Annotated in this window: 12 protein-coding genes and 1 pseudogene; 8 read left to right on the top strand and 5 right to left on the bottom strand. The window is 71.6% G+C overall.

Annotated features, from left to right (window positions below):
• Nucleotides 1-61 precede the first annotated feature (61 nt).
• On the top strand, nucleotides 62-190 hold the full coding sequence (locus ACZ7L6_RS21140) for a hypothetical protein (protein WP_471926046.1): 129 nt from the start codon (nucleotides 62-64) through the stop codon (nucleotides 188-190).
• Nucleotides 191-272: 82 nt separating this feature from the next.
• The gene (locus tag ACZ7L6_RS21135; protein WP_471926044.1) at nucleotides 273-491 is read left to right on the top strand and encodes a hypothetical protein; all 219 of its coding nucleotides are present in this window, start codon (nucleotides 273-275) and stop codon (nucleotides 489-491) included.
• On the opposite strand, the gene istB is transcribed toward ACZ7L6_RS21135, so the two are convergent.
• Nucleotides 460-1,686: an IS21-like element helper ATPase IstB gene (gene istB, locus ACZ7L6_RS21130; protein ID WP_471926042.1), complete on the bottom strand. Its 1,227-nt coding sequence runs from the start codon at nucleotides 1,684-1,686 to the stop codon at nucleotides 460-462. The genes ACZ7L6_RS21135 and istB overlap by 32 nt on opposite strands.
• A 165-nt stretch (nucleotides 1,687-1,851) precedes the next feature.
• On the opposite strand from istB, the gene ACZ7L6_RS21125 reads away from it, so the two are divergent.
• Complete coding sequence (locus ACZ7L6_RS21125) at nucleotides 1,852-3,495, top strand: DNA repair helicase XPB (protein ID WP_471926040.1); 1,644 nt, start codon at nucleotides 1,852-1,854, stop codon at nucleotides 3,493-3,495.
• Here ACZ7L6_RS21125 and ACZ7L6_RS21120 read toward each other — a convergent pair.
• Both ACZ7L6_RS21120 and ACZ7L6_RS21115 read right to left on the bottom strand, forming a co-directional pair.
• Nucleotides 3,495-4,595 (bottom strand): annotated as a pseudogene (locus ACZ7L6_RS21120) (glycosyltransferase 87 family protein); the annotation flags it as partial. The gene ACZ7L6_RS21125 and the pseudogene ACZ7L6_RS21120 overlap by 1 nt on opposite strands.
• A 17-nt stretch (nucleotides 4,596-4,612) precedes the next feature.
• Entirely contained in the window at nucleotides 4,613-4,792 is a 180-nt protein-coding gene (locus tag ACZ7L6_RS21115) for a hypothetical protein (RefSeq protein WP_471926038.1), read from the bottom strand.
• Nucleotides 4,793-5,091: 299 nt separating this feature from the next.
• Between ACZ7L6_RS21115 and ACZ7L6_RS21110 the strand changes: the two genes are divergently transcribed.
• The gene (locus ACZ7L6_RS21110) at nucleotides 5,092-7,200 is read left to right on the top strand and encodes a HelD family protein (protein WP_471926036.1); all 2,109 of its coding nucleotides are present in this window, start codon (nucleotides 5,092-5,094) and stop codon (nucleotides 7,198-7,200) included.
• 229 nt (nucleotides 7,201-7,429) lie between these two features.
• On the opposite strand, the gene ACZ7L6_RS21105 is transcribed toward ACZ7L6_RS21110, so the two are convergent.
• Nucleotides 7,430-8,125: a copper homeostasis protein CutC gene (locus ACZ7L6_RS21105; protein ID WP_471926034.1), complete on the bottom strand. Its 696-nt coding sequence runs from the start codon at nucleotides 8,123-8,125 to the stop codon at nucleotides 7,430-7,432.
• Between the two features lie 121 nt (nucleotides 8,126-8,246).
• The gene (locus ACZ7L6_RS21100) at nucleotides 8,247-8,921 is read right to left on the bottom strand and encodes a maleylpyruvate isomerase family mycothiol-dependent enzyme (protein ID WP_471926032.1); all 675 of its coding nucleotides are present in this window, start codon (nucleotides 8,919-8,921) and stop codon (nucleotides 8,247-8,249) included.
• A gap of 83 nt (nucleotides 8,922-9,004) precedes the next feature.
• Here ACZ7L6_RS21100 and ACZ7L6_RS21095 point away from each other — a divergent pair, with 83 nt between their 5' ends.
• The 4 genes from ACZ7L6_RS21095 to ACZ7L6_RS21080 all read left to right on the top strand — a co-directional run bounded on the left by ACZ7L6_RS21095 (nucleotide 9,005) and on the right by ACZ7L6_RS21080 (nucleotide 11,849).
• A complete protein-coding gene (locus ACZ7L6_RS21095; RefSeq protein WP_471926031.1) occupies nucleotides 9,005-9,649 on the top strand; it encodes an HD domain-containing protein in 645 nt (214 codons plus the stop codon).
• Nucleotides 9,650-9,676: 27 nt separating this feature from the next.
• Nucleotides 9,677-10,795, top strand: a complete 1,119-nt coding sequence (locus ACZ7L6_RS21090; protein WP_471926030.1) for a GNAT family N-acetyltransferase — start codon at nucleotides 9,677-9,679, stop codon at nucleotides 10,793-10,795.
• A 39-nt stretch (nucleotides 10,796-10,834) separates the two neighbouring features.
• Nucleotides 10,835-11,290, top strand: coding sequence for a PPOX class F420-dependent oxidoreductase (locus tag ACZ7L6_RS21085; RefSeq protein WP_471926028.1), 456 nt, complete (start codon nucleotides 10,835-10,837; stop codon nucleotides 11,288-11,290).
• Between the two features lie 85 nt (nucleotides 11,291-11,375).
• Nucleotides 11,376-11,849 (top strand): carboxymuconolactone decarboxylase family protein, encoded by a 474-nt coding sequence (locus ACZ7L6_RS21080; RefSeq protein WP_471926026.1) that lies wholly within the window; start codon nucleotides 11,376-11,378, stop codon nucleotides 11,847-11,849.
• Nucleotides 11,850-12,227: the final 378 nt, after the last annotated feature.

Below are 12,227 nucleotides of genomic sequence, written 5' to 3'. Positions count from 1 at the left end.
AGGGCAGCCACCGGGTGTCCTGATCACGCTCAAGTGAGCGCAACAGAGAGGTAGTTGTCCCATGCGCACAGCTCGCCGTCTTGCCACCGTCCTGGCCGCCGTGGCCCTGATGATCGGTGCCGCCACCACACAGGCCGCGGCGGTCAGCATCGACATCGCCGGGCTGGTAGTCGAAACCCCGCAGGTCTGACGCGACCGCAGCGCACCTTTCGGGCCGGCCCGGCGTCCCGGGGCCGGCCCGCCCTCCGCAACCGAAAGGCCCCGAAGTCCGCATGCGTTCGAACCGCCCCGTCCACACCCGTACCGGCGTCGCCGTCGCCGCCCTCGTCTCGGCGGCCGCGATGGTCACCGCCCTCGCTCCCGGGGCCGCCGCGGCCCCAGCCGCCCCGCCGCTGCCCCTCCCGGCCCCGGCGGCGGAGTCCCTGATCACCGAAGGCGTCACCATCGAGGGACCGCTGATCAACAACCTCGGTCTGCCCACGCTGAAGTAGCGCGGCGCATCCGGTAGCTGTCCCCGTCGATCCGTACGACCTCGGCGTGGTGGGCCAGCCGGTCCACCATCGCCAGTGCGGAGGGACCGCCGAAGATCTCGTCCCAGCGGCCGAGCGGGCGATCGCTGGTCACGATCAGCGAGGCCCGTTCGTAGCGGTGCGCGATCAACTGGAAGAACAGGGCCGTGGTCTCCGCGTCGAGTGGGGTGTAGCCGACCTCGTCGACGATCAGCACGGCGTGGTCGTCCAGCGCCGCCAGTTCCTCGGCGAGCCGCCCGGCGTCCCGTGCGCCGGCCAGCCGGGCGGCCCACTCGGCGGCGGTCGCGAACAGCACCGTGTGCCCGGCCTGACAGGCCCGCACGCCGAGGCCGACGGCCAGATGCGTCTTGCCGGTGCCGGGCGGGCCGACGAAGACCACGTTGCGGCGGGCGGCGACGAAGTCCAGCTTGCCGAGCCGGGCGACGGTCTCCCGGTCGAAGGAGCGGGGGTGCTCGGAGTCGAAGTCCTCCAGCAGCTTGCGGGCCGGGAACCCGGCGGCGCTCAGCCGCTCCTCCGCGCTGGGCTCGTCCTCGCGTGAGGCGGCCTGGGCCGGGACGAAAGCCGGCTCGACGGGCGCCTCGGGAGCGGGGTCGCGATGCGCCGGCTGATGACCGCGCTCGGCGTGCGCGGCCATCGGGCCCGACATGTACGCCAGGATCGCCGCCGAGGCGATGAACGCCATGTGGATCACCGTGCCCCACAGCAGTGAGTGGCGCGATGTGTGGTGGACGTCCACGAACATCTGGAGCAGATGGACGGAGGAGATGCCCACGATGGCCGTGGCGAGCTTGACCTTCAGCACGTTGGAGTTGACGTGCGAGAGCCATTCCGGCTGGTCGCGGTGGCCCTGGAGGCCGATGCGGGAGACGAACGTCTCGTAGCCGCCGACGATCACCATGATCAGCAGGTTGGCGATCATGACGACGTCGACGAGCTTGAGCACGGCGAGCATGACGTACGTCTCGGTTGCCTGCCCGGTCACACAGCGCAGGACTAAGGTCCACAGCTCGTTGAAGAACTTGTAGACGTACACCCCCTGCGCGGCCACGAGACCGAAGTAGAGCGGGGCCTGCAACCAGCGGGTGGCGAACAGGGCATACCCGAGGGTGGTGGTGGTCGGGGACGGATCACGGCTGATGGGCGGCACGTCCGGCATTCTTCGCAGCCGCCGCCGTACAGGTGAAACCGCGCCACTCACACGGATGAAAAGACAGATGAAATGACATCCTGTGGGACTCCGGAAAGGATCAGGCACACTGGACGTTTGGCCCCCACCGAGCCCCCGCCGAGCCCCGCCGAGCATCCGGAAAGGCAGCCACGCGTGAACGGACCACTGATCGTCCAGTCGGACAAGACCCTGCTCCTGGAAGTCGATCACGAGCAGGCCGACGCGTGCCGTCGGGCGATCGCGGCGTTCGCGGAGCTGGAGCGGGCGCCCGAGCACATCCACACCTACCGGGTGACACCGCTCGGCCTGTGGAACGCGCGCGCGGCCGGGCACGACGCCGAGCAGGTCGTGGACGCGCTGGTGACGTACAGCCGCTACCCCGTGCCGCACGCGCTGCTGGTCGACATCGCCGACACGATGGACCGGTACGGCCGTCTGACGCTCTCCAAGCACCCGGCGCACGGCCTCGTCCTCACCACCACCGACCGCCCGGTCCTGGAGGAGGTGCTGCGCTCCAAGCGGATCGCGCCCCTCGTCGGCGCCCGCCTCGATCCGGACACCGTCGTCGTGCATCCGTCCGAGCGCGGACAGATCAAGCAGACGCTGCTGAAGCTGGGCTGGCCGGCCGAGGACCTCGCCGGGTACGTCGACGGCGAGGCGCACCCGATCGAGCTGGCCGAGGACGGGTGGGCGCTGCGGCCGTACCAGAAGCAGGCGGTGGAGAACTTCTGGCACGGCGGGAGCGGGGTCGTGGTCCTGCCCTGTGGTGCCGGGAAGACGCTGGTGGGCGCCGGCTCGATGGCTCAGGCCAAGTCGACGACGCTCATCCTCGTCACCAACACCGTCTCCGCCCGGCAGTGGAAGCACGAGCTGGTGAAGCGGACGTCGCTGACCGAGGACGAGATCGGGGAGTACAGCGGTACGCGCAAGGAGATCCGCCCGGTCACCATCGCCACGTACCAGGTGCTGACGACGAAGCGGAAGGGCGTCTATCCGCACCTGGAGCTCTTCGACTCCCGGGACTGGGGGCTCATCGTCTACGACGAGGTGCACCTGCTGCCGGCGCCGGTCTTCAAGTTCACGGCGGATCTTCAGGCCCGGCGGCGGCTGGGGCTGACGGCGACGCTGGTGCGGGAGGACGGGCGTGAGTCGGACGTGTTCTCGCTGATCGGTCCGAAGCGGTTCGACGCTCCCTGGAAGGAGATCGAGGCGCAGGGCTACATCGCGCCCGCCGACTGCGTGGAGGTGCGGGTCAATCTGACGGACTCCGAGCGGCTCGCGTACGCCACCGCCGAGCAGGAGGAGAAGTACCGCTTCTGCGCGACGACCGACACCAAGCGCAAGGTCACCGAGGCCCTCGTCCGCCGTTTCGCCGGGCAGCAGATCCTGGTCATCGGCCAGTACATCGACCAGCTCGACGAACTGGGCGAGCACCTGAATGCCCCCGTCATCAAGGGCGAGACCTCCAACGCCCAGCGCGAGAAGCTCTTCGACGCCTTCCGGGAGGGCGAGATCAGCGTCCTGGTCGTGTCCAAGGTCGCGAACTTCTCCATCGACCTGCCGGAGGCCACGGTCGCCATCCAGGTCTCGGGGACCTTCGGTTCCCGCCAGGAGGAGGCCCAGCGCCTCGGCCGGGTCCTGCGGCCCAAGTCCGACGGCCACCAGGCCCACTTCTACTCGGTCGTCGCCCGCGACACGATCGACCAGGACTTCGCCGCCCACCGCCAGCGCTTCCTCGCCGAGCAGGGGTACGCGTACCGGATCGTGGACGCGGACGAGATCCTGGCCGAGGGATAGGCGACCAGGAGGGCGAGCCCCAGGAGTGGGTACGGCGCCGCCAACGGCTGCTGCCACCAGGGGAGTCGGAGATCCAGGTCGCCCTCGTGCGGGAGCAGCCACATCGTGCGGGCCGTGAAGAGGAGGGTCGTCGCCGTCGCCAGGCGGGGACGGCCCTCCGCCAGCAGTACGGCGATCAGGGGGACGCACCACACCCAGTGGTGGGACCAGCTGACCGGCGAGACCAGCAGCATGGTGAACGCCGTCAGAAGGACGGCGTGCCTCTCGTCGGCGGCCCGCGCCGCCGACCACATGCCGGTGATCCCTACGGCTGCCGCCGGGAGGACCCAGGCGAGGCCCGGTGCCGGGTCTCCCAGTGCACGCGCGATCAGTCCCTGCAGGGACTGGTTGTCGACGATCCAGGCCTTGCCCACGCGGTCCGTCTCGTAGAGGCGGCGGGTCCAGAAGTCCAGGCTCGCGGCGGGAAGGGCGAGGGCCCCGAGGACGACCGACCCCGCGAAGGCGGCCGTCGCCGTGGCCGCCTCCCGGGGTCGCCCGCGCAGCAGCAGGTACGCGATGAAGAGCGCCGGCGTCAGCTTGATCCCGGCCGCGACGCCGACCGCCAGGCCCTTGCCACGAGCGCCGGGCGGCCGTGTGAGGTCCCACAGGACCAGGCAGGCCAGGGCGAGGTTGATCTGACCGAAGAGGAGGGTCTGGAAGACCGGCTCCAGCCAGAGGGCCAGAGCCGTGGCGGCGCAGAGGGCCGGGAGGCGGATCTTCGGCAGGCCCGCCAGGCGTGCGGAGAGGTGGACGAGTACGGCGAGCAGGAGCGCGTTGCCCGCCAGGAAGGTCGCCTTGAGGGCCGGGACGGGGATCAGCGCCGCCGGGACGAAGAGGAGTGCCGCGAAGGGCGGGTAGGTGGCGGGGAGATGCCACTCGGTGACGGTGAAGTCGTAGAGGTCGTCGCCGCCGCGGAGGACGGCCTGTCCTTCGGCCCGGTAGACCAGGGCGTCGGCCATCGGCAGGCGCTGGTGGACGCAGAGGGCGGTGAGGGCGAGGAGGGCGAGGAGGGAAACCGCCAGAAGACAGGAGGGGGTTGCGGACTGTGAACGGCGGGTCACGCGGTGACCCTAGACGGTCACTTGCGGCGGACGCCCGCTTCCTCGCCGTACTCACCGAGGATGATCACGTCGAAGGCGGCGCCCATGAACACCTTGATGGCACGCAGGGCTTCGCCGAGGCGGTGATGGTGGTTCCCCTGGAGCGCCGTCGCTCCGTGGGGTGCCACGGGGGCTGGGTGGATGGTTGCTGCGCTCATGTCTCCATGATGGATTCGCAGCCATAAGGACGGCATCGGTCTGCGGTCCGAAGCCGCCTGCTGCCTCCGTACGCCTCGGGACGGACCGCTTCCCCCCAGGGGGAGGGGCGCATCCCCTAGGGGACGGACCGGGCGCTGAACAGTCGTTGAATATTCGTTGGCGTCCGCCCTCCCCGCTCACCTAAAATCTCCGCTCTTGCCCGCCTCCCCCGCGGAGTGCCGCCGCCCGGACGGTAACCGGTCGGCTCTCTCGACCACCTGCCTGTCACCCACCTGTAGGTCCCTCCGGAGGCACCCCCTTGTCCACGCCCGTCGACGACCCCCTGGACCCCCTCGACCAGCTCGACCCGCTTTCCCGAGAACGCTCCCACCTCGCCGGGTCCCGCGCCGCCCTGCGTGCCATGCGCGAGGACGTCGAGTCCCTCGACATCAGCGACGTCACCGCGAACTGGGTCAACGCCGAAGTCCTCGCCCACCAGATCGACGAGCGCATCAAGGCGCTGGCCGACCTCAGCGACACGCCGCTGTTCTTCGGGCGGCTCGACTATCTGCGCCCCTTCAATCGTCCCCGCCCGGACATCGCGGAGGGGGCGGAAGGCGCCGAGGGCGAGCGCTTCTACATCGGGCGCCGGCATGTGCACGACGCCGAGGGCGACCCGATGGTCATCGACTGGCGGGCGCCGGTGTCGCAGCCCTTCTACCGGGCCTCCAAGAAGGACCCGATGGACATCGCGCTGCGCCGCCGCTTCGGTTACACGGGCGGCGACCTCACGGCGTACGAGGACGAGCACCTCTCGGATCCTGCTGAGGCGGCGAAGACCAGCAAGCTGCTCCAGCAGGAGATCGAGCGCCCGCGCGTCGGCCCGATGCGGGACATCGTGGCGACGATCCAGCCGGAGCAGGACGAGATCGTACGGTCCGGGCTCGGCGGGACCGTGTGCGTGCAGGGAGGCCCGGGCACCGGGAAGACGGCGGTCGGTCTGCACCGGGTGGCGTATCTGCTGTACGCCCATCGCGAGCGGCTCGCCCGCACCGGCACGCTCGTCATCGGGCCGAACAGGTCCTTCCTGCACTACATCGAGCAAGTGCTGCCTGCGCTCGGCGAGTTGACGGTCCGCCAGGCCACGGTCGACGACCTGGTGGCCCACGTCGAGGTGCGCGGCACCGATGACGCGGCGGCCGCGGTGATCAAGGGCGACGCGAGGATGGCGGAGGTGCTGCGGCGGGCGGTCTACTCGCAGGTGACCATGCCGACGGAGGCGGTCGTCGTCGTGCGCGGATCGCGTCGCTGGCGCGTCCCGGCGTACGAAGTGGAGGAGATCGTCAGCGAGTTGCTCGCCCGCGACATCCGCTACGGGGCCGCCCGCGAGGCCCTCCCGCAGCGCATCGCGCATGCCGTGCTGGTGCAGATGGAGCGGGCGGGGGAGGCGCCGGACGACCGGGTGCAGGACGCGGTGGCCCGCAACAGCGCGGTGAAGGCCGCGGTGAAGGCGATCTGGCCGGCGGTGGACCCGGCGAAGCTCGTGCTGCGCCTCCTCGCGGACGCGGACTTCCTCGCCGTACACGCGCAGGGGCTGCTGAGCGAGGACGAGCAGAAGGCGATCCTCTGGGCGAAGCCGGCGCGCAGCGTCAGGTCGGCCAAGTGGTCCGTGGCGGACGCGGTGCTGATCGACGAGGCGAACGACATCGTGGCGCGCACGCCGTCCCTCGGCCATGTCGTCCTCGACGAGGCGCAGGACCTGTCTCCGATGCAGTACCGGGCGGTGGGCCGCCGCTGTACGACCGGGTCGGCGACGATCCTGGGCGACCTGGCGCAGGGTACGACCCCCTGGGCGACGCGCAGCTGGGACGAGGCGCTGGCCCACCTCGGCAAGCCGGACGGCGTGATCGAGGAACTGACGGCCGGCTTCCGCGTCCCGACGGACGTGATCACGTACGCCTCCCGCCTCCTCCCGCACATCGCGCCGGGCCTGACACCGGTGGCGTCGATCCGTGAGAACCCGGGGTTCTTCGAGGTCCGTGGAGTGTCGGACACGGCGGAAGTCGTCGCCGCGTGCGAGGAGTTGCTGGGCAACGAGGGGTCGATCGGCCTGATCGCCGCGGATGCCCGGGTTCCGGCCCTTGCGGAGGCGCTCACGGCGGTGGGGATAACGTACCTGGCCCCGGGCGAGGAGACGACACAGCAGACCCGCCTGACCCTCGTCCCGGCGACGCTCGCGAAGGGCCTGGAGTACGACTACGTCGTCCTGGACGAGCCCCAGGCGGTGGTCGACGGCGAACCGGACGAGCGAACGGGTCTGCGCCGGCTGTACGTCGCCCTGACCCGAGCGGTGTCGGGCCTGATCGTTGCGCATGCGGCGCCGCTGCCGGCGGAGCTGGGCCGGGACCGGGAGGGTGGGGGGTGGTGACTGCTCGTGGCGGGCTGCAGGTCGTCGGTGGCTGGTCGCGCCCACGCGGCGGAGCCGCATATGGACACAGCCCCGCGCCCCCAAGGCGTTGCAGCTCGCCCAGCTGCTGACGTCATGCCGGCGTAGCTGCGGGCAGTCGTGCCGCTGGGGCGGCTCCCGACCCACAGAAGCGGCACCCCGTCGCGCCGGGCTGCGCACCCACCCCCCGCCCAGCCCGCACGCCGGGCGCCTAGGAAACGCCGTCCAGCACCGCGCGCCACTCAGCCACCGCAGCCGCGGACACCGGCCCGTCCCACCCTCCCGGCCTCGCCGCCCCGCCGATGTGGAAACCGTCGATCCCGGCGGCGAGCAGCGTCGGCACGTGGTCGAGGCGCAACCCGCCCCCCACCAGAATCCGCTGCTCGTACCCGGGCTCCCCACTCCTGCCCGCCTCGGAGACCAGCGTGGCGAGCCCGTCGTCCACTCCCGCCGCCGACCCGGCCGTGAGATAGGTGTCCAGCCCGGGCATCCCGTCCAGTTGCTTACGCAGCGCATCCCGGTCGGCGGCCCGGTCGACGGCGCGGTGGAAGGTCCACCGGCACCCGTCGAGCACGCCCACGACCCGCTCGACGGCCCGCAGGTCGACCCCACCGTCGGCGTCGAGAAACCCGAGCACGAACTCCTCGGCCCCGGCATCCCGCATCGCCCGCGCCACCCGTACGACCTCTTCCACGTCCCCCACCGCGAACCCGTCCACCAGCCGCAGCATCACGCGCAGATCGATGTCGACGGCGGCACGGATCCCGGCGAACGTCTCGACGGGCGGGGTGAGCCCGTCGGTGGCCATGTCGGTGACCAGTTCCAACCGGTCCGCACCCCCGGCCTGGGCGGCGACCGCGTCCTCGACGCCGAGGGCGATCACCTCCAGGACTGCACGCTCGCTCATGGGACCCCATTCCTCGGCATTCGACGGCGGCTACAGGTCTAGTCCAATCCATCCAAGCGTACGCCCCGCCCACCGCGGAGACCGCGCCCAGGTCACCGTCGCCCGAAGACGCCCATCGCCGTCACCCGAAGATGTTCAGCTCCCCCGCCTCCGCCCCCGCCAGCTCGTACGACGCCCCCTCCACCGGCCGCCCGGCATACAGCCGTACGAGTGTGGCGGCGTCCCCGATGTACCGTGCCGGTGGCCGCTGAGCCGCCGCCTCGCCCAGGCGCAGGGGTTCGTCGACGTCGTCCAGGTCGGCGTGCAGGGGCAGATGCCGCCGCTCCCGGGTGAACCAGGCGAGCAGCCGGAGCGCGTCCGGCAATCCGGCCCCGGCGTACGCCGCCGGTTCCCCGAGCACGTCCCGCACGTCACCCGCGTGGACCCACTCGCCCAGCGCGAGCACGTCCAGCACTCCGCCCGCCTTGGCGATCGCCGGCCCGGCCTCGGTCATCCCGCGCTCGAGCTCGTCGACCACCTGCGCGTTCGTCCAGTCGGCGCGTTCGGCGATGTCCCGGTCGTTGGACTCGGGCGAGAACACGCCCTTCTCGAACCGGCTCTCCACCACCCGCATCAACGCGGCCGAACAGTGCGCCAGCACATCCCGCACCGACCACCCCGGACACGCTGCGGTCGGCAGCGCGAAGTCGCCCTCCGGCCGCGACCGCAACAGCGGAATCAGCGCGTCCCGCTCGACGACCAGCAGCCGCCCCGGCAGCTCGGGATCCCGTACGTCATGCACGTCAGCAGAAGTCATGGCGTCCACGCTAGGGGGCCGGGCACGCGCCCGGGAGGACGTCGGCACACCGGGGCGGCGAACACACCCGCCACAATGACGCCATGGCCGATCCCGACGCCCTGCGCACCCGCTTCACCCAAGCCCTGAACGCCGCCCGCTCACCCGCCACCACCCCCGACTCGGCTCCGTACGCCGACAACCTCCTCACCCGCTGGCAGGAGCCGCAGCGCCGCTACCACACCCTCACCCACCTCACCGCGGTCCTGGACCGCATCGACGAACTCGCCGGACACGCCGACGACCCGGACGTCGTACGGCTCGCCGCCTGGTTCCACGACGCCGTCTACCTCCCCGACCGCTCGGAGAACGAGGAGCGCTCCGCCCGCCTCGCCGAACGCGCCCTCCCCGAGGCCGGTGTCCCCGCGGAGCGCACCGCCGAGGTGGCCCGTCTGGTCCGCCTCACCACCACCCACGACCCGGCGCCGGACGACCGCAACGGCCAGGTCCTGTGCGACGCCGACCTCGCGATCCTCGCCGCCCCGCCCTCCGCGTACGCCGCCTACACGGCCGCCGTCCGCGAGGAGTACCACTTCGTCCCGAACGACGCCTTCCGCGAGGGCCGCTCGGCGATTCTGCGCCAACTCCTCTCCCTGCCCAGCCTGTTCCGCACGCCGTACGGCCGGGAGAAGTGGGAGGCCACCGCCCGTTACAACCTCTCCTCCGAGCTGGAAATGCTGTCGCCCTGACCAGCCGGGACCCGTAGCCTGCCGCACATGCGACACATGGGTGGGGAACGAGTGGACGAGGCCGTCGCCGGTGCGGCGGCGCTGCTGCGGACGGCGGTGGACCGGGACTGGGACGGAGTGAAGGCCGGGAGGCTGGAGTGGAGCTGCCGGGAGGCGGCCGAGCACATCGCGGGTGATCTGATCGCGTACGCGGGGCAGTTGGCGGGCCGGGCGCAGAGCGCGTACGTCCCCTTCGACATCACCCTCGACGAGGGAACCGACAACGCGGGACTGATCCAGGTCATCGAGGCGACCGGCGCCCTCCTCACCGCCGCCGTCCGCACCGCACCCCCCGAGGTGCGCGCCTTCCACCCGTACCCCTTCCGCAGCGCGAACCGCGAGGGCTTCGCCGCGATGGGAGTCGCCGAGGTGCTGCTGCACACGCACGACATCGCCGAGGGGCTCGGGCTGGCCTACGAACCGCCCGCCGTGCTCTCCCAGTTCGTGCTGACGACGATCTTCCCGCACGTCCAGCCGGGCCCCGACCACTGGCGCACCCTGCTGTGGGCCACCGGCCGCGGTGACCTGCCCGGCCGCGCGCCGCTCACCGAGTGGCGCTGGCACAACAACCTCGTCCTTCCCACCGACCGCCTCACCCTCCAGGGCGTCACCCCCGCGGCCGCCGCCGACCTGAGCGCGGGCGGCGACGGCGGGTTCACATGGGTCGTGGGCGGGCCCTTCGAGGGGACGAGGGAGGCCGCCGGGATGATGCTGAAGGCGTACGAGGCGGGCGTGCACCGGCCCGAGTTCGGCCTGTTCGTCCTCGTGCGGCGGGAGGACGACCTCGCGGTCGGCGGCATGGGCTTCCACGGCGCCCCCGACGAGGAGGGCCGCGCGGAGGTCGGTTACGACCTCGTGGAGGGCGCCCGTGGCCGCGGCTACGCGAGCGAGGCCCTGCGCGCCCTGTCGGAGTGGGCCCTGGCCCGGGACGACGTACGGCTCCTGTGCGCCACCATCGAGGCCGACAACCTCCCGTCCCAGGGCGTCGTCTCCCGCGCCGGGTACGTGCGGGCGCCGCTCGAGGAGGAGCGGACGGCAATGGAGGAGCGGGACATGGACCAGACGCTCCGGCTCTACGTCCGCAGGGGGCGGGCTGTGGCGTCCTAGCCTGGGGCGGAGCCTGTCCGTGCCGCCGGAGGAGCCGACATGTCGTTCAGCGACGAGGAGATCGTCTACCTGTCCTCGAACCCGCTCGCCCGGCTCGCCAGCCTCTGCGCGCACGAGCAGCCCGATGTGGTGCCGGTGGCCCTCGAGTTCGACGGGACCCACTTCTGGGTGGGCGGCCCGCGCCCGGAGGTGCTCGGCACCCGTAAGTTCCGCAACGTCGGGCACGGTCGCGACAAGGTGGCCTTCGTCGTGGACGACCTGGTCTCCATCGAGCCGTTCGTCGCCCGCGGCATCCGCGTGTACGGGGTCGCGGACGGCCCCGTGGAGCGCGTCGGCATGGTGGGCCCGGGTCACTACCTGCGCATCACGCCGACGCTCTCGTGGAGCTGGAACCTCACGGACCCGCCCCGGCCGGCCGGCGACACCTGGTACCCCATGCGAAAGGCCGAGCACTCCCACGGCACCGGACACTCCCACGGCACCGACAGCGGGTGACCCACGTCACTTCCGCCCATGTCACATTCCGCCGAGCCGTTCCGTCAGAAGTGTGTAACCACCGACAACGGCCAAGGAGTTCGCCATGAGCGCCCGTCTGAACGCCTTCGAGATCCCGACCTTCGGCAAGTTCGTCAAGCACCTGGTCTCGGCGTCCAAGGTGATCCACGACTCGTCGCTGCCCGCCGGGCTGGGGCACCTGGTGACGCTCCGCGCCAGCCAGATCAACGGCTGCGGCTACTGCACCGACATGCACAGCAAGGACGCCGTCGCCGCCGGTGAGGACTGGCTGCGCCTCAACATGGTCGCGGCGTGGCGGGAAGCCACCTGCTTCACCGAGGCCGAGCGCGCCGCCCTGGAGCTGACGGAGGAGGCCACCCGTATCGCGGACGCGGCCGGCGGGGTTCCGGACGAGGTCTGGGCGAACGCCGCCAAGCACTACGACGAGGAGCAGCTGGCCGCGCTGGTGTCCCTGATCGCCCTCATCAACGCCTTCAACCGGATGAACGTCATCATCCAGCAGCCCGCGGGCGACTACCAGCCGGGACAGTTCGCCTAGCACGCGAGACACCCCACCCGGCCCGAAGGGGGGCGGGGGCGAGGAGCCGAGAGCGCGGGGGGCGTGGGGGCGAAGTACCGGAGGGACCGGGGCGCAGGGGCGAAGAGCCCAAGCAGCCCGGGCCGCGGAGGCGAAGAGCCCCCAGGAACCCGGGGCGCGGGAGCGAAGCCGAAAGGACCCGGGCGCAGCGGCGAAGAGCCCAAGCAGCCCGGGCCGCGGAGGCGAAGAGCCCCCAGGAACCCGGGGCGCGGGAGCGAAGCCGAAAGGACCCGGGCGCAGGAGCGAAGAGCCCAAGCAGCCCGGGCCGCGGAGGCGAAGAGCCCCCAGGAACCCGGGGCGCGGGAGCGAAGCCGAAAGGACCCGGGCGCAGCGGCGAAG

The sequence above is a fragment of the Streptomyces sp. NPDC107522 genome, from assembly GCF_055657525.1.
This window is presented reverse-complemented; position numbering and strand designations above follow the sequence as displayed.

What these genes read in the sequence shown, in the direction of transcription:
- ACZ7L6_RS21140 (WP_471926046.1), top strand. Translation starts at nt 62, where the DNA reads ATGCGCACAGCTCGCCGTCTTGCCACCGTCCTGGCCGCCGTGGCCCTG.
- ACZ7L6_RS21135 (WP_471926044.1), top strand. Translation starts at nt 273, where the DNA reads ATGCGTTCGAACCGCCCCGTCCACACCCGTACCGGCGTCGCCGTCGCC.
- istB (WP_471926042.1), bottom strand. Translation starts at nt 1,686, where the DNA reads ATGCCGGACGTGCCGCCCATCAGCCGTGATCCGTCCCCGACCACCACC.
- ACZ7L6_RS21115 (WP_471926038.1), bottom strand. Translation starts at nt 4,792, where the DNA reads ATGAGCGCAGCAACCATCCACCCAGCCCCCGTGGCACCCCACGGAGCG.
- ACZ7L6_RS21105 (WP_471926034.1), bottom strand. Translation starts at nt 8,125, where the DNA reads ATGAGCGAGCGTGCAGTCCTGGAGGTGATCGCCCTCGGCGTCGAGGAC.
- ACZ7L6_RS21100 (WP_471926032.1), bottom strand. Translation starts at nt 8,921, where the DNA reads ATGACTTCTGCTGACGTGCATGACGTACGGGATCCCGAGCTGCCGGGG.
- ACZ7L6_RS21095 (WP_471926031.1), top strand. Translation starts at nt 9,005, where the DNA reads ATGGCCGATCCCGACGCCCTGCGCACCCGCTTCACCCAAGCCCTGAAC.
- ACZ7L6_RS21090 (WP_471926030.1), top strand. Translation starts at nt 9,677, where the DNA reads ATGCGACACATGGGTGGGGAACGAGTGGACGAGGCCGTCGCCGGTGCG.
- ACZ7L6_RS21085 (WP_471926028.1), top strand. Translation starts at nt 10,835, where the DNA reads ATGTCGTTCAGCGACGAGGAGATCGTCTACCTGTCCTCGAACCCGCTC.
- ACZ7L6_RS21080 (WP_471926026.1), top strand. Translation starts at nt 11,376, where the DNA reads ATGAGCGCCCGTCTGAACGCCTTCGAGATCCCGACCTTCGGCAAGTTC.